Raw genomic sequence first — 16068 nt, forward strand, 5'->3', positions numbered from 1 at the left:
ATGTCAGGAGGAATCACGTCCGCCATCTGGTTGCTCCCCGCCCTGCCCCTGTGCGGCGCCGCTGTCCTGTTGCTGGCGGGTCGTCGCACGAACGCGTGGGGCCTCCTGTTCGCCTGCGTCATGGCACTCGCGTCGTTTGTCGTCGCAGTGGTGTTTTTCATCGCCATGCTCGGCCGCGACACCGCCGACCGCACCGTCACCGAGCACCTGTTCAGTTGGGTCCCGGTCGACAGTCTTCAGGTCGAGTTCGGACTGCAGCTTGATCAACTGTCGATGTGTTTCGTCCTGCTCATCACCGGTGTAGGTTCGCTGATCCACATCTACTCGGTCGGCTACATGGCGTACGACCCCGAGCGTCGTAAGTTCTTCGCGTACCTCAATCTTTTCCTCGCTGCAATGCTGCTTCTGGTGCTCGCCGACAACTTCCTCGGACTCTACGTCGGCTGGGAAGGTGTCGGTTTGGCGTCATACCTGCTGATCGGCTTCTGGCAGCACAAGCCGTCGGCGGCGACTGCTGCCAAGAAGGCTTTTGTCGTCAATCGGGTGGGCGACATCGGGTTGATGATCGCAATGATGTTGATGTTCAGCACATTCGGCTCGCTCTCGTTCAGCAATGTCTTCGGCGACGCGTCCGGCGCAAGCGAAGGTGTCCTGACGGCGATCGGTCTGATGCTCCTCCTCGCTGCGTGCGCGAAGTCGGCGCAAGTGCCGCTGCAGTCGTGGCTCGGCGACGCGATGGAGGGCCCTACCCCCGTTTCGGCTCTGATTCACGCGGCCACGATGGTCACCGCCGGCGTCTACCTGATCGTGCGCTCCAATCCGATCTTCGATCTCGCGCCCGACGCTCAACTCGTGGTTGTCATCGTCGGTGCCGTGACGCTCCTGTTCGGTGCGATCATCGGCTGCGCGAAGGACGACATCAAAAAAGCGCTCGCCGCATCGACCATGAGTCAGATCGGATACATGGTCCTGGCCGCGGGTCTCGGACCAGCCGGATACGCCTTCGCAATCCTTCATCTGATCACCCACGGATTCTTCAAGGCGGGCCTGTTCCTCGGCGCCGGCTCCGTGATGCACGCGATGAACGACGAAACCGACATGCGGCGCTACGGCGGACTCCGGGCGTTCATGCCACTGACTTTTGTCACGTTCGGGCTCGGATATCTTGCCATCATCGGTGTTCCGCCGTTTGCCGGGTTCTTCTCCAAGGACAAGATCATCGAGGTTGCAATCGGCGAGGGCGGCGTCAAGGGTGTTGTGCTGGGCATCGTCACGCTCTTGGGTGCGGCGCTCACTGCCTTCTACATGAGCCGCGTGATGCTGATGACCTTCTTCGGGAAGGCCCGCTGGGAGAACCAGAAACCTCACGAATCTCCGGCGGTGATGACGTCTCCGATGATCATTCTGGCGGTGGGATCCGTCGGGGCCGGCATGCTCCTGACCATCGGGTCCAGCTTGCAGAACTGGCTGGAACCGGTAGTCGGCTCCCATCACGTCGAACCGCCGATACCCGCATGGTCGATCACCGCGCTGGCGCTGCTCGCAGTCGCCGCCGGCGTCGCGATTGCGTATCGCGAGTACGCCACACGGGAGATTCCCGTGGTGGCACCGACTCCGGTTTCTCGGTTGACCGTTGCGGCTCGCCGTGATCTGTACGGTGACGCCTTCAACGAGGCGGTGTTCATGAAGCCGGGACAACAACTCACCAAGTCGCTGGAAGTGGTCGACACCAAGGGAATAGGCGGCGTCGTGGGTAGCTTTGCGGTGGTCGTCACCGGGTTGTCCACGCTCACGCGGAAGCTGCAGACCGGGTTCGTTCGTTCGTACGCGCTGGTGATGTTTGTCGGAGCAACACTCGTGGTCGCGACAATGATGGCGGTGACACTGTGGTGATCGAAGCGACGGTGAGCGACTCTGTGACCAATGCCGGCTTCCCTGCGCTGACGGCGCTCTGGCTGCTTCCGCTCATCGGAGCGGGTGTTGTCCTCGCTCTGCCTGCACGGTCGTACCAATTTGCCAAATCTCTCGCGCTGGCAGTGTCCGTGGCAGTCCTGGTGATCGCCGCCGGTCTCGGAGTTGCGTTCGACCGCGGCGGCGAGCAGTTTCAGTTCGTCGAAAGCCACAGCTGGATACCGGCTTTCGGTACCAGCTACACACTCGGACTTGACGGCATCGCACTCGTTCTGGTTCTTCTCACCGCAGTGCTGGTGCCATTACTACTGATCGCGGGCTGGAACGACGTCCCCGCGGACCCGGCATCACCCAAGCGGATGCCGCACACCTATTTCGCGCTGATCCTTGTTGTCGAGTCCATGGTGATGATTTCGTTCAGCGCCTTGGATATTCTCCTGTTCTATATTTTCTTCGAGGCAATGCTGATACCGATGTATTTCCTCATCGGCGGGTTCGGTGGAGTTGGCCGATCGCGGGCCGCCGTGAAGTTTCTGCTCTACAACCTCCTCGGCGGCCTGGTTATGCTCGCTGCGGTCATCGGCCTGTACGTGGTCACCACGCGCGACGAGAGTCCCTTCACCAGCGGCACTTTCGACTTCCGAGCGATCGCGTCCGCGGCGAGCAGCGGTGAACTCGGCGTCGGACCCGGGGCGCTCAACGCCTTGTTCCTCGGATTCATGTTCGCGTTCGCGGTCAAGGCACCGCTCTGGCCGCTGCACAGTTGGTTGCCGGACTCCGCGGTGGAATCGACTCCGTCGACAGCAGTGTTGATGATGGCGGTCGTGGACAAGGTAGGCACCTTCGCGATGATTCGCTACTGCCTGCAACTGTTCCCGGAGTCGTCGTCGACTTTTGCACCGTGGATCATCACGCTCGCCGTGATCGGGATCGTCTACGGCGCAATACTGGCGATCGCGCAGACAGACGTCATGCGACTGATCGCCTACACGTCGATTTCACACTTCGGCTTCATCATTCTCGGAATCTTCGCGATGACCAGCCAGAGCCAGGCAGGTTCCGCGCTGTACATGGTCAATCACGGAATCTCCACTGCCGCGCTGTTCTTGATCGCGGGATTCCTCGTCTCGCAGCGAGGTACACGATCTATCTCGGCGTACGGCGGCGTTCAGAAAGTCGCACCCGTCCTGGCCGGCACATTCCTCGTTGCGGGGTTGGCAACGCTGTCGCTGCCGGGTCTGGCTCCGTTCATCAGTGAATTCCTGGTGCTGATCGGAACGTACTCGCGCTACCACGTGGCCGCTATCGCGGCGACTGTCGCGCTTGTACTGTCCGCGATCTACATACTCTGGCTCTATCAGCGCATGATGGGCGGACCGGTGAAGGAAGGGCAGGGAACGATCCGCGACCTCGCGCGACGCGAACTCGTGGTGGTCGCCCCTCTGATCGCACTCCTCCTGCTCCTCGGCATCTACCCCAAGCCTGCCTTGGACGTCATCACTCCTGCAGTGAGCCACACCGTCGTCTACGAGGCACCGACGCCGCTCGTCGCCGACCACGAAGGAGGTGTCCACAAATGAGTTCCTTCAATGACGTGACCATCCTCGGCTCGGCCGACGCGGCATCACCCAGTATCGAGTACAGCCTGCTCGCACCGATGTTGATCGTGTTCGGTGTTGCGGTGGTCGGGGTACTCATCGAAGCCTTTGCACCCCGGCGTATTCGGTACCCAGTGCAACTCGTCCTCGGTGTCGGAGGTTTGGCGGCCGCGTTCGTGGCAGTGCTTCTGCTCGCCGGCACGCGGTCGACGGCGATGATGGGTTCTGTTGCGGTCGACGGACCGACGCTGTTCTTGCAGGCCACGATCCTTCTTGTGTCGATCCCGGCGGTACTGCTGATTGCCGAGCGAGGCTCGGGCAACACCGCCGAAGTGATTGCGCAACATGACGCGCTCGGCAGTTTCACCCCTCAAGCGTCGAGCGTCCCGGGAAGTGTTGCGGAGCAAGAAGCAGTGAAGGTCGGTATCGCCCAGACCGAAGTCTTTCCGCTCACGCTCTTTGCGGTCGGCGGTATGTTGCTGTTTCCGGCTTCGAACGATCTACTGACGATGTTCGTTGCGCTCGAAGTGTTCTCACTGCCTCTGTATCTCCTGTGCGGTCTGGCACGCAGACGTCGCCTGCTCTCCCAGGAAGCTGCGCTCAAGTACTTTCTGCTCGGGGCATTTTCGTCGGCTTTCTTCGTTTTCGGAATTGCGTTGCTGTACGGCTATGCCGGGACGGTCACGCTCTCCGGTATCGCCGACGCAGCACGCATCGGGTCGGGCACCGACGCCTTCCTCTGGCTCGGAACGGCCCTGGTGGCAGTGGGGTTGCTGTTCAAAGTCGGTGCAGTGCCGTTTCATTCGTGGATTCCCGACGTCTATCAAGGGGCGCCGACGCCGATCACCAGTTTCATGGCGACTGCGACCAAGATCGCCGCGTTCGGCGCCATCCTTCGCGTCTTCTACGTGGCCCTGCCCAATGAATACGTGAACTGGCGCCCGCTGATGTGGGCGGTCGCGATTCTCACGATGGTTGTCGGATCGATCGTTGCAGTGACGCAGACCGATATGAAGCGAATGCTGGCCTATTCGGCTATCGCGCACACCGGATTCATTCTGACCGCCGTGGTGGCGGACTCGGATGCCGGCCTCGCCTCGGCGATGTTCTATCTTCTGGCTTACGGATTCAGCACCGTGGGTGCGTTCGCCGTCGTCAGTGTGGTCCGGGACGCTGACGGTGAGGTCGCTGCGCTGTCGCGCTGGGCCGGATTGGGCAGACGCTCACCACTGGTCGGCGTTGTGTTTGCACTGTTCCTGTTGGCTTTCGCCGGGATTCCGTTGACCAGTGGGTTCATCGGAAAGTTCGCGGTGTTCAGCGCGGCCGCCGAGGGTGGGGCGGCGCCTCTCGTGATCGTCGGCGTCCTGTGCAGCGCGATCGCCGCCTACTTCTACGTGCGAGTGATCGTGTTGATGTTCTTCACCGAATCGGCGGAAGACGCACCGACCGTCGTGGTGCCAAGTGCATTGACCAGCAGTGTGATCGGCCTCGGCGCCGGTGTAACGCTCATCCTCGGCATACTCCCCCAGCCGGCGCTCGATCTCGCCGAGCGTGCAGCGGACTTCGTGCACTGAGCCGATGCGTGAATCTGTTCGCGACGCCGGACTGCCGAGTACCTTCCGGTCGCCATGGTTTGTCGGGTTTTCCGCGGTGGCGATTCTTCATCTGATCCTGAATGCCGCTGATGCTGCGCCCTGGGACGGGATCACCAAGGTCATGCTCGCGCCGATTCTGGCTGCCTGGGTTGTCGACCAAGGCGGACCGAGGATTGTTGCTGCTGCGCTGATTGCCTGCGCTTTCGGAGACCTGTTCCTGATCTGGGACTCCACGTTTGTCATCGGGATGGCCGCCTTCGCGATCGGTCACGTCTGTTTCATCCGATTCTTTCTCTCGCACGGCGCTCTTCGGGAGATACGAAGGCGGCCATGGTTTTTGTGCGCGTACGCCGTTGCCGGAATTGCCCTTGTGTCGTACGCCTGGACCGGTCTCGAACCGGCACTTCGGATTGCCGTCCCTGTGTACGCCGCAATCCTGGTGGGAACCGCGTCCACCGCACTGGCCTACAACACGATCACCGGTATCGGCGGCGCACTGTTCCTCACCTCTGACGCCCTGATCCTGCTCGGTCAGGCGAACAAGTGGCAGCCTGCCGCTGCCGGCATCTGGATCATGACGCCGTACATCCTTGCGTTGTTGCTCCTGACCGTCGGAATCCTCGGCCGGAGTAACACGGCAAACCGTCCATTGGCGCCCACGCTGTAAGGATCAGCAACCAGCCGGACATCTCTTCTTATGACGCCGAAATCCGAGGACGGGCCACCACCGAGCGACGAAGAGCGTTTCACCGTCCTGTGGGACGCCTACGCCGGTCGGGTGTTCGCCTATACCTGCCGCCACGTCGATCATCACAGCGCACAGGAAGTTGTCTCCGAGACGTTCCTCGTTGCCTGGCGACGCTTGGACGACGTGCCCGAACAGGCACTTCCATGGCTGTTGGTGGTGGCTCGAAACACCGTGAACAACAACCGTCGAAGCGTTCGGCGCCACGATGCGTTGACCGAGAAGATGCGACGAATCGAGCAGATCGCGGCATCGACGCCGGGCGCCGACGTCACTGTCCCCGACCGCACAGAACTGCTCGAAGCACTGACAACACTCACCGTCACCGAGCGTGAAGCCCTACTCCTGACTGCCTGGGACGGATTGACCGCCACCGAAGCAGCGCGGGTCGCCGGGTGTTCGGTTCCAGCCATGCATGTTCGACTCTTTCGCGCTCGGCGTCGATTGAGCACCGGGTTGGCTTCAGAACCTGACACCGCGATCCCGATGAACACCGCCCGACCTTGCGCTGCCGCCGAACACGGGAGTACTCCATGAGCAAAGATCTGCTGACCACCCTCGAGAAGCTGCGGCCGACCGATTCTCTTTCCGCCGAACTCTGGCCCGAGAACGTCCAGGTTGCCGCTCGCATCCGAATCATCGCTGACGAAAACAACATTGGAACACCCAGAGTTCCACGCCGCCGGGTAGGCGCCGTAGCTCTCGTCGCGATGCTCTGTGCAGCGGGAATGGTGGGCTGCGCCGCTGCCACGGCGATGATGCCAAAACCGTTTACGGATATGTACTCGGGTTGGCAGACCATGCCGGGAACCAACGGCGGAATAGATCCGTCCACCGCCGATCGGGTCGGGTCCATCCCCGGACCTGACGGAACCCGGTTCAGCGTCTTCGTTGCCCACGGCGCTGATGGCTGGAGGTGCGTCGCCCCGGTTTTCGAGACGTCAGCCGAGACCGACAAGGTTGGTCCGTCAAAATTCATCAGCCTCGGCCACGGCTGCAGATCGAACGACGACTTGTACGGCGCAGATTCATTCGGAGGCGGAGCCGGGATCATGGTTGCTGGTCCGCACGAGGCGACCTACGACGCAGGGGCAGGAGGCGCCGTTCGGGCCGAACTTCACACCGCAGACGGCCAAATCTATCCAACAGTTCTTGCCGAAGACCGCTTCTACGGATGGATTCCCCTCTCACTCACCTCCCCTCGTCCAACCCTCGTCGGATATGCCGCAGACGGGACGGTCGTCGGCACCCGGTGAACTGTCGGTACCCTCGAAAGATGACTGCACAGGCCCCGAACGAGCGCATCCCCAGCCAGTGGGAAGAGATCACTGCAGCCGACTCGACGCATTCCACACGATATGTCGAGCGTTTCCGTTCCATGAGAGCGGACGGCAAGGACATTGTCGGGGAAGCACGTTTGATCGACGCGATGCTCGGACGCGGTGGCCGGGTTCTCGATGCAGGGTGCGGGCCGGGCCGACTCGGCGGTTATCTGCACGACGTCGGGCATGTGGTTGTCGGAGTCGACGTTGACCCGGTTCTCATCGCTGCCGCGGAGGAGGACCACCCCGGCCCTACGTGGCTTGTCGGCGATCTCTCCGAACTCGATCTACCGGCCCGCGGTGTCGAGGCGAATTTCGACGTCATCGTGTCGGCAGGCAACGTGATGGCGTTTCTCGCTCCGTCAACCAGGCAAGCAGTATTGTCAGGATTTGCTCGTCATCTCGCTCCGAGCGGCCGAGTGGTCATCGGATTCGGTGCCGGCCGTGGCTACGAGTTCCCCGAGTTTCTCGCCGACGCGGCCGCGAGTGGCCTCGAGGCTGATCTGCTGCTGTCCACGTGGGACCTGCGCCCGTTCAAGGACAATTCCGAATTCCTGGTCGCGGTGTTCTCCCGCGACTAGCCCGCCAGTACACCGCCTTCCCCACAATCCGTCACATGGCGATCAATTCACCCTGATCACAATCCTGGCGACTGTTGTTCACTACGAACATAATTGGATCAATGCGGGTGTGGCCGAGCGGCAAGGCAGCGGTCTGCAAAACCGTCCACGCAGGTTCGACTCCTGCCATCCGCTCAGCTTGCGAACCAGCGACTCATGCCGCGACCAACCACCTACCAATGACATTCGGTGCACGCAGCCTGCATCGCTCCGCTCTGTCTCCGCGCACAGGGCTCCGGACAGTTACCCTCGATCGATGCACCCTCTCCCCGAGACAGGCCAGTTGCCTCCCGGACCGATGGCCTTACAGGTGGAACACCTCTGCATGGCGTTCGGCGCGAAAGTTGCTGTGAACGACCTTTCCCTCGCGGTGCCCTCAGGTTCGTTGTTCGGCCTGGTGGGCCCTAACGGTGCGGGAAAAACGACCACACTGTCGATGGCTGTCGGATTGCTTCGCCCGCACTACGGTCGCAGCCTGGTGTACGGCTACGACGTGTGGAACGACCCTGTCGCAGCGAAGAGTCTGCTCGGCGTTCTACCCGACGGTCTGGCGCTACCCGCCCAGTTCACCGGCCATGAACTACTCACCTATTTCGGACGCCTGCGCGGCATGCCAGAGGACGTCATCGCGTCACGACGCGACGAACTGTTGGCCGCGCTCGATCTCGCCGATGCAGGTGGAACGGTCATCGCCGACTATTCAGCGGGCATGACGAAGAAAATCGGGTTGGCCTCGGCCTTGTTGCACGGCCCTCGCTTACTGGTACTGGATGAGCCGTTCGAAGCTGTCGACCCCATTTCTTCGGCCGGAATTCGGAGCATTCTGCTCTCGTTCGTCCACTCAGGTGGCTCGGTCATTCTTTCCAGTCACGTGATGGCCCTTGTCGAACAACTGTGTACTCACATCGGAGTCATCGCAGACGGGCGCGTCGTGGCTTCAGGAACGGTCGACGAGGTGCGCGCAGGCAACACACTCGACGAGGCATTCGTTCGCCTTGTCGGCAGCCGCAGTCCCAATCCCGACGGACTGTCATGGATGCGCGCATGACCACCACCAGCTTTTCACCGACACACTGGAACACGTCGGACTCTGTGTGGCGCACGGTCCTTCGAATGCGCATGACCCTCTACAAACGTCAATTCACCGGCGGCAGAGCCGTCATCAAAGTCGTGGCAGCACTCTTCGGCGTTCTGGGGGCGGCTCTGCTGTGCCTGCAAGCCTCGGGGACGAGCGCGGGCTCTTCCGAACTCGTCAGCGGCACAACCAGTCTCGCACTGTCGGCTATCGGCGTGATGTGGATCTTGATGCCGATCATGTCTGGTCTGTCAGATCACAATCTTCACCCCAGACATTTCCAACTACTCCCCCTGGAACCCGTCCGACTCGCCAGAGCACTGTTCTCGACGTCGCTGGTCGGTATGACCGTTCCGATCACCGCGTTGGCTGCCGCAGCGATACCGATCTATGCAGCAACCCACCATGCTGCCGCGTTGCCTCTGGCGATCGTTGCGTGGCCCACAACGGTCCTGCTCATTGTCGGCACCTCACGGGTCGCGATGCTGGCGATGTCGCAGCTCCTGCGGAGTCGTCGCAGCCGCGAACTGGGACTGTTGGTATTCGGCACGTTCTTCGGCGGACTGTATCTGCTGCAATTTCCGCTGCAGAGTCGCCTCGGCACGGTCGTGGACGGCGACGTCACGTGGCCGCTCACGGTCGCGCATTCGATACCGTTCGCGTGGGGAATCACCAGTGTCGACGCAGCAGCAGGAGGCGCCTGGCTCCTCGCCGCCGGAGCAGTCCTCGCGCTGGTGCTGGTCGATCTCGCACTGCTGTGGTCATGGCAACGCCTGGTCGTTCGCTACTTCAACGGGAAGGTCGCAGAATCAGCGGGCGCCACTTCCGTGCAATTGAAGAACCAGGGCCGCGACATTCGAACCGGTTGGCGCGCATCCCGACTGGGCACCGTCATCTCTCGCGAGCTTTCGCTCTGGCACGGAGACATGCGCCGACGAACACAACTGCTCTCCGTTGCCATCATGACCTTGGTCTCCGGCTTCGGACCGCTGATCTCGTCATCGATCCCCTTCTCCGCCGCATGGGGTGCCTGGTTCCTGATCTACCTGGCAATGGCAGCCGGATCGAATCTGTACGGATTCGACGGCGCATCGATCTGGCATCTGGTGATGATCCCCGAAGCCGCTGCCGCTGACGTCCGGGGCCGACAAATCGCGTGGGCAATCGTGATGACACCCTTCGTGGTCGTCGCAACAGCTGCTGTACGGATCTTCGGGGACCTCGGGACCGACCGACTGGCCGTGCCGATCGCCGTCGGCATTTCGATGATGGGAGTCGGTGCAGGATTGGTAGTGGCGATATCCGCCAAAGCGCCCTACCCGGTTCCGGAGATGAAGAAGACGTTCTCCTTCAACACCCGCGGGTCCTTCAACGGCTCGTCCTTCGGACTGATCATCCTCGCCATCGTCATCTTCGCCGCGACAACGGCGCCCGGCGTTCTACTCGGGGCGCTGCTACCGAACCCGGTGAACTATTTCGCCATCCCTGTCGCTGTTGCGATTGGTGCACTTGGTGCTTGGATCGGGGGCCGCGTCGCGATCACCCGTATGCAACGCGAGCCGGATCGGATTCTGTTCGCGGTTACCACCACATGATCGTTGCCCAGATAGTCCGAGAATTTCTGGGCGTCAGCGCAGTAGCCGCAGCTTGCACCAAAAAAACTCAGTCTGGGCAATCGGATTATCAGGTATCCAGGTAGCCAGGTAGCCAGGTAGCGCCGCCTCAACGCGTTCGGTCCTCGCATATCGCCGCCGGCGCTTTCGTGACATAGCTTCCGCTCGAGCCGAACCATTGCCCTGGAATCATCGCACCACCAAGATGTTTGGCATGCCCCCGGAGCACCACGGTTCCGTACGTGTCGCCGAACGTCCCGGCCGATGCGGGAACTGCGCGCACCCGGCCCCTTCGCTCGAGCGCGGCTGGATCGAGCGCTGCCTCAGGTTCGCACCGCAGCCCGCTCGGTGTGCAGAAATCCTGGTGATGGACCACTACACCGGAGCGATGGAATTCTGCCGGTGCCGACATCCGTTCCACGGGTCCTGATCGCGCCGGATCCTCGAGATCCGCTGCCGAGCCGAGTCCCTCGGCGCCCCGGCTCGACAGCGAAATCACACCTGAATCAGCTCAGCGAACTCAGCAGCGGCTCGAGCAGCTTGTAGAGCTCGAAGATGCCGATGATCGTTGAAATAGAACCCATGATGATCCTCCGTGATTCGTGAACTTTCCGTGACGTCGCGTCACAGGCAGAAAGCTAACAAACCCGGCATTCAAACGGGGACCTTGGATGTGTCCGGCAGATGAACTCCCTGCTGGCAGAGCCCTTTTGGTGACCAGCGTCATGTTCGACGAGAAATACGCCTCATCGTCACATCACCTGACCCTGACCGACCACAACAGCGAAAGTCTGCCGGTTGTGGTCTCGCGATACTTCGCGCCAATTCCGCCCCATCCGGCTCTTGCTTTGTGCGCTGAATCCGATTACATTTCTCCACAATAACGGTACGCGTAACGAAATAACAAGACGCTCTACCGCACTGATCTATATACCCAGTGCCACAACCCTTCCGGACTCTTGCTGGGGCGGCGCTTCGTCGTGTCCAGAAGCCCCTCACTCCCCGATCGAAAGAGAGCACGATGACCACAGAGAGCATCTCCGGAAATCAGCCGCGACCGGTAGCAACTATCGCAAGCCTGACCCTGCTGATCGCTGCCGTCGCCGCGCTCGAAAGCATCATCGTCCCCGCACTCCCCCTGATACAGAGAGACTTCGGAGTGACGGCCGACGTCGGAGCGCTCGCATCCGTCGCTCTGACGTTGAGCACTGTTCTCGTCACACCGATGGCCGGGCGAATAGCCGACGTGTACGGCGCCCGCCCCACCTTGCTCGCGATCACGACAATCGTCGTCCTGGGCGGCAGCGTGTCCGCTCTTGCAACGATCTTCCCGCTGTTCGTCCTCGGCCAGTTTCTCCAGGGATTCGGGCTCGGGTTGCTTCCCGTGAGCTTCGTGGTCCTACGACGCACTTTGTCCTCGGACCGACTCAAGACGGCCACGGGTTTGCTCGGGGCTGTCGTCGTGGCCGGCGGCGCTCTGGGAGTCGTATTGGCCGGGCCCGTCGCGGAAAACGTCTCACGCAGCGCGATGTATGCAGTTCCGACCGCGTTCGTTTTGCTCGGGGCAATTGCTTTTGCCGTGAGCGCACCACGAGATCACATGTCGAACGTCGGCGGCCGCCTCGATTGGCCGGGAGCGGGCGGATTGGCGCTGGGGTTGTTGACGCTGACGGCGTGGCTGGCGAGCGCATCGAGCAACGGGTGGGGCGCACCGACGTCGATGCTGCTGCTTCTCGCTTCCGCTGCCGTGTTCACGATCTGGGCCAGGTATCAGAGCCGGACAACCGAGCCGATGGTCGACCTGACGATGATGCGGCATCGTTCGATGTGGAGCGCCGTGGTCGTCGGCGTGGTTTTCGGGTTCACCTACGGCGCTGTTGTCTATCTACTTCCGCAGCAACTCGCCGTGCCGGCAGAGAGCGGATTCGGCCGCGGTGCGTCGACCAGCGCCATCGGCTTCATGCTGTGCGTCGGCTACGGCGCAGCGGTGATCGCGTCGGTGATCTCCGGAAAGCTCGCACAACGGGTAGGCACGAAAGCCATTGCGGTAGCGGGAGTTGCCTTTCTCGGCCTCAGCGGCGCCGTCGGGGTCTTTGCAACCACGATGTGGCAGATCGTTGTGGTGCTGATCCTTGCGGGTACCGGCGTTGCCGCCGCGTCGACGGCAGTGTTCGTCATCTCCGCCGACAGCGCACCGGCAGACCGCGTAGGAGTCACGACGGCAATAGTCACGATCGCCAGATCGCTGGGTTCTGCTGTGGGAACCCAAATTGCCGCCGGGATCATCGCGAGCGCGACTTCATCCGGCGGCCTTCCCCAGCACTCGGCATTCGCCACGGCTTTCGGAGTAGCGGCAATCGTTGCGATTGTCGGACTCGTTGTCGCGGTGACGATGCCGAAACCGGCGTCAACCGATGTTCAGTGGTCGTCGTCGTCCTCGTCGAAGTCTGCGACTCCGCGCTTCCAGTAGCCCGTGATCAGGTGGTCGCCCGAACTCAGGCCGAGTTCGTCGCGTACGAATCTGCGAATCGGCTTGAGACTGGTGGCCTCACCGGAGATCCAGGCGTAGACGCGCTCACCTTCGGGCACGGTGACCGTCCGGACTGCCTGCTCGAGCAGATCCGAGTGACCGGCTGGGACGTCACCGCGGTGCAACCATCGCACCTCGACTCCTTCCGGAACAGTGAGTTCGATTTCCTGTGAAGGGTCGGTGATCTCGACGAACACCCACCCGGCGGCAGCAGCGGGCATCATCTCGAGCCAACGAGCAATGGCAGGAAGGGCGGTGATGTCACCGGCCAGCAGATAGCGGTCGTACGTCCATGGAACTACGACGCCGCCGGGCGGACCTGCCACGTGCACCCGAGTGCCGACGGTGGCCGCCTGAGCCCAATCAGAGGCGTATCCACCTTCGTGGAGCGCGAAGTCGAGGTCCAGCTCCCCCGCCTCGGCGTCGTATCGACGGACGGTGTACTCACGCGAGATCGGCAATGGACGAGGCCACTTCAGGCTGAATCCGTCGCGTTCGGGTAGACGCAAAGTTCCGTCTGCATCCGGGTAGACCAGGCGGACATGCTCGTCGGGAGCGTGCGATTCGAAGCCCGCCAACTCCGGTCCACCCAAGGTCAGACGCAACAGTCCGGTTCCGACCATTTCGCTGCGAACAACTTCGAGTTCGCGAATGCCGATGGGGTACGGCACTTTTGCGCCGGTGGTTCCCGCCAGAACTTCGGCGATGGTCGCGAGGTGGTCTCCTCGGTTCATGAACTACCTTCCTTTTCCGGCGGAGCATTCCCCACCGGCACAGTGTTTTCGGAGTGATCGACTTCGTTGATCTCCGAAGTTACCCGGCGCACCGAACCCAATGCTGTCAGGAGCACCAGGCCCAGTGTCACACCTGCGAGCCCCAAGGCCAGCAGCGCAGCGCCAGGCTCGAGCCACTGCCCGAGGAACCCGGCTGCCATCGAACCGATCGCCGTACCCGTGACGGCTTGCACCATCCAGAGACTGGACACGCGTCCGCGCAATTCGTCCGGCGTGTTCTGTTGAAGGACTGCAAATCTCAGAATGTCGTTGAGTGCGCGGCCGAGGCCGAATCCGGCCAGGCCCAGGAACGCGACAATCGCTGCTCCCGACGCACCCAGTACCACCAGGCCGAGAGGCATCAGCGCAACAGAGATCAACATCGCGGCGCCGTTGCGGTGGACTCGTCCCGTCCACCCGCTGGTGAGTGAACCGATCACAGCGCCGACAGCGGGGGCGCCGTAGAGCAGACCGAGCATGGTGGGTCCGCCGCCGAGAACCTGGTCGACGAAGGCAGGCAGCAACACCATCGGCCCGCTGACGAACATGACCAACAGACCGCTGATCAGGATGCCGCGAATGACTGTGTGCGTGCCGGCGAATTTCACGCCGGTCACCAGTGCGCGCATCGGGCTTTCGTGATTCGTGCCCGGTGCAGGGGAAGGGCCGATGGCTTGGAACAACGTGACAGTTGCTGCGGTGGCCACCGCAGCAACAAAGTATGTCGCGGGGATGCCGCCGGAGGCGATGATCACGCCGGCGATTGCCGGCGAGATCATCGTCCCGATGTCGGTGGTCAGCGCTACCAAAGCGCCGGCCGCAGCCATCTTGTTGCGCGGCAACAACGTCGGCATCAAAGCCATCAAGGCCGAGCTGCTGACACCGCCGGCCAAGCCGTCGACAGCTGCCGCGACGTAGATGACCCACATCGACGGGTGTGGCAAGAGCGCATTGCACCCGAGAATGACAAAGCCGAGACCCGCAGCACTGCGGGCCAACTGGATGGTGCGTCGCCGGTCGTAACGATCAGCGAGCACACCGCCGAACAGGCTGCCGAAGAACATGGCGATGGCCATCGCCGTGGACACTCCGGCAACCTGCAAGGTCGACCCGGTGAGCTGGTACGTCTGCGCGGGAACGGCTACGACGAGCAGTCCGATCCCGAGCAGCGAGATCAATCGCGCGGAAAACGCGTACCTGAATGGACGGCTGGTCCGCAACGGTGAAACATCGATCACCAGCCCACCGAATCGAGTCATGCGAAGGTCTGGCCGATCAGGTCGAGCGTAGCCATTGCGCCGTCGTAGTCAGGACGGTAGCTGGTGGCGGGGAGCTCGAACGTCGTGCCTGCCTTGAAGGACGGCAGCTGCGAGTAGAGCGGATCGGTGGCAAGTTCGGCCATCGGGCGACCGGACACCGGAATCACAAAGGCGACAGGAGCATCGGCGACCTGCGAGAGCAGTTCCGGGCTGACCTCGAACGAGTCACCCGAGCCGAAGAGCTGCGGGTTGCCGGCCTTGGCCATGACGTCGTCGGCCTTGAAACCGAGCTCGGCGAGCATTGCGGGGAGCGCTGCCGTCGGCGGCACGAGGTACGGCTTGTTGTTGGCGAGCGAGAGAATGTAGACGACGTTGCCCTCGGGAACCTTGATCTTGCCCTTGACCTCTTTGACCTTGTCGTCGTACGCGCTGATCAGTGCCGGAACCTTGTCCGAACGACCTGCGGCATCGGCGACGATCTCGAGCTGCTTGTCCCAGTTGGCAACCGTCTTGGGGACCAACACGGTGGGTGCGATAGCAGTCAGCTGGTCGTAGAGTTCCTCGGCCTGAACCGAGGTGATGCCCTGTCCACCGCCGATGATCAGGTCGGGTTCAGCCGCCGCGACGGCTTCGATGTTGAGCTGCTCGCCGGCCGGCAATTCCTTGGTGCCCTGCGCCTTTGCGGCATCCGACCATGCCGGCGGGAATCCACCGTCGAGGTTCGTGACACCGAGGACGCGGGTATCGGTGGCAACCACCGGTGCGTCCAGGGCGTACAGGTATCCGGCGAGACCGCCGCTCAGAACCACGATGCGCTCCGCCGACGCGGGCACGGTGACCGAGCCCTTTTCGGTTTCGATCACGCGGGTCGTGGGCTCTGCGGCCTTGGTCGGTTCGTCGTTCGAATCGCTACTGCAACCGATCATCGCCACGAGTGCGACGATCAGCAACCCTGCGATGGCGACGAATCGTCGCCAACTCCGTATCGCGAGGGGCGGTGTGGACTTCATCATTGAGCTCCCATTGT

General features: G+C 62.2%; 14 protein-coding genes and 1 tRNA gene. 11 read left to right on the top strand and 4 right to left on the bottom strand.

What is annotated here, in order from left to right; all coding sequences use genetic code 11:
- From nuoL to AC1Q61_RS16020, 10 genes are all read left to right on the top strand, one after another.
- Positions 1-1893 (top strand): NADH-quinone oxidoreductase subunit L, encoded by a 1893-nt coding sequence (gene nuoL, locus AC1Q61_RS15975; protein ID WP_492651065.1) that lies wholly within the window; start codon positions 1-3, stop codon positions 1891-1893.
- Positions 1887-3491, top strand: a complete 1605-nt coding sequence (locus tag AC1Q61_RS15980) for an NADH-quinone oxidoreductase subunit M (protein WP_492651066.1) — start codon at positions 1887-1889, stop codon at positions 3489-3491. The genes nuoL and AC1Q61_RS15980 overlap by 7 nt, the downstream gene beginning before the upstream one ends.
- A complete protein-coding gene (gene nuoN, locus AC1Q61_RS15985) occupies positions 3488-5083 on the top strand; it encodes an NADH-quinone oxidoreductase subunit NuoN (RefSeq protein WP_029255227.1) in 1596 nt (531 codons plus the stop codon). The genes AC1Q61_RS15980 and nuoN overlap by 4 nt, the downstream gene beginning before the upstream one ends.
- Before the next feature lie 4 nt (positions 5084-5087).
- Positions 5088-5771 (top strand): lysoplasmalogenase, encoded by a 684-nt coding sequence (locus AC1Q61_RS15990; RefSeq protein ID WP_492651067.1) that lies wholly within the window; start codon positions 5088-5090, stop codon positions 5769-5771.
- 30 nt (positions 5772-5801) lie between these two features.
- Positions 5802-6386, top strand: coding sequence for an RNA polymerase sigma factor (locus AC1Q61_RS15995; protein WP_378666355.1), 585 nt, complete (start codon positions 5802-5804; stop codon positions 6384-6386).
- On the top strand, positions 6383-7105 hold the full coding sequence (locus AC1Q61_RS16000) for a hypothetical protein (protein WP_492651068.1): 723 nt from the start codon (positions 6383-6385) through the stop codon (positions 7103-7105). The genes AC1Q61_RS15995 and AC1Q61_RS16000 overlap by 4 nt, the downstream gene beginning before the upstream one ends.
- 20 nt (positions 7106-7125) lie before the next feature.
- Positions 7126-7752 carry a class I SAM-dependent methyltransferase gene (locus AC1Q61_RS16005; RefSeq protein WP_492651069.1) on the top strand — a complete coding sequence of 209 codons (627 nt, stop codon included), beginning with the start codon at positions 7126-7128 and terminating at the stop codon, positions 7750-7752.
- Between the two features lie 103 nt (positions 7753-7855).
- Positions 7856-7926: transfer RNA gene (locus tag AC1Q61_RS16010), tRNA-Cys, on the top strand.
- Between the two features lie 121 nt (positions 7927-8047).
- Positions 8048-8839: an ABC transporter ATP-binding protein gene (locus tag AC1Q61_RS16015; RefSeq protein WP_019748159.1), complete on the top strand. Its 792-nt coding sequence runs from the start codon at positions 8048-8050 to the stop codon at positions 8837-8839.
- Positions 8836-10461, top strand: coding sequence for an ABC transporter permease (locus AC1Q61_RS16020; protein ID WP_492651070.1), 1626 nt, complete (start codon positions 8836-8838; stop codon positions 10459-10461). Before AC1Q61_RS16015 ends, AC1Q61_RS16020 begins: the two co-directional genes overlap by 4 nt.
- Positions 10462-10588: 127 nt before the next feature.
- Here the strand turns inward: AC1Q61_RS16020 and AC1Q61_RS16025 are convergent, their stop codons facing one another.
- Positions 10589-10978 carry a hypothetical protein gene (locus AC1Q61_RS16025; protein ID WP_029255220.1) on the bottom strand — a complete coding sequence of 130 codons (390 nt, stop codon included), beginning with the start codon at positions 10976-10978 and terminating at the stop codon, positions 10589-10591.
- A 522-nt stretch (positions 10979-11500) separates the two neighbouring features.
- On the opposite strand from AC1Q61_RS16025, the gene AC1Q61_RS16030 reads away from it, so the two are divergent.
- Positions 11501-12949: an MFS transporter gene (locus AC1Q61_RS16030; RefSeq protein ID WP_492651071.1), complete on the top strand. Its 1449-nt coding sequence runs from the start codon at positions 11501-11503 to the stop codon at positions 12947-12949.
- Here the strand turns inward: AC1Q61_RS16030 and AC1Q61_RS16035 are convergent.
- Genes AC1Q61_RS16035 through AC1Q61_RS16045 form a run of 3 tightly spaced genes read right to left on the bottom strand, consistent with a single transcriptional unit; the run spans position 12898 to position 16051 of the window.
- A complete protein-coding gene (locus AC1Q61_RS16035; protein WP_047271424.1) occupies positions 12898-13743 on the bottom strand; it encodes a siderophore-interacting protein in 846 nt (281 codons plus the stop codon). The two genes, AC1Q61_RS16030 and AC1Q61_RS16035, sit on opposite strands and share 52 nt — an antisense overlap.
- Complete coding sequence (entS, locus tag AC1Q61_RS16040; RefSeq protein WP_195791209.1) at positions 13740-15041, bottom strand: enterobactin transporter EntS; 1302 nt, start codon at positions 15039-15041, stop codon at positions 13740-13742. The genes AC1Q61_RS16035 and entS overlap by 4 nt, the downstream gene beginning before the upstream one ends.
- Positions 15038-16051, bottom strand: coding sequence for a Fe2+-enterobactin ABC transporter substrate-binding protein (locus AC1Q61_RS16045; RefSeq protein ID WP_029538034.1), 1014 nt, complete (start codon positions 16049-16051; stop codon positions 15038-15040). The genes entS and AC1Q61_RS16045 overlap by 4 nt, the downstream gene beginning before the upstream one ends.
- Positions 16052-16068 lie beyond the last annotated feature (17 nt).

It is taken from the genome of Rhodococcus sp. MPR-R1B, from assembly GCF_058793255.1.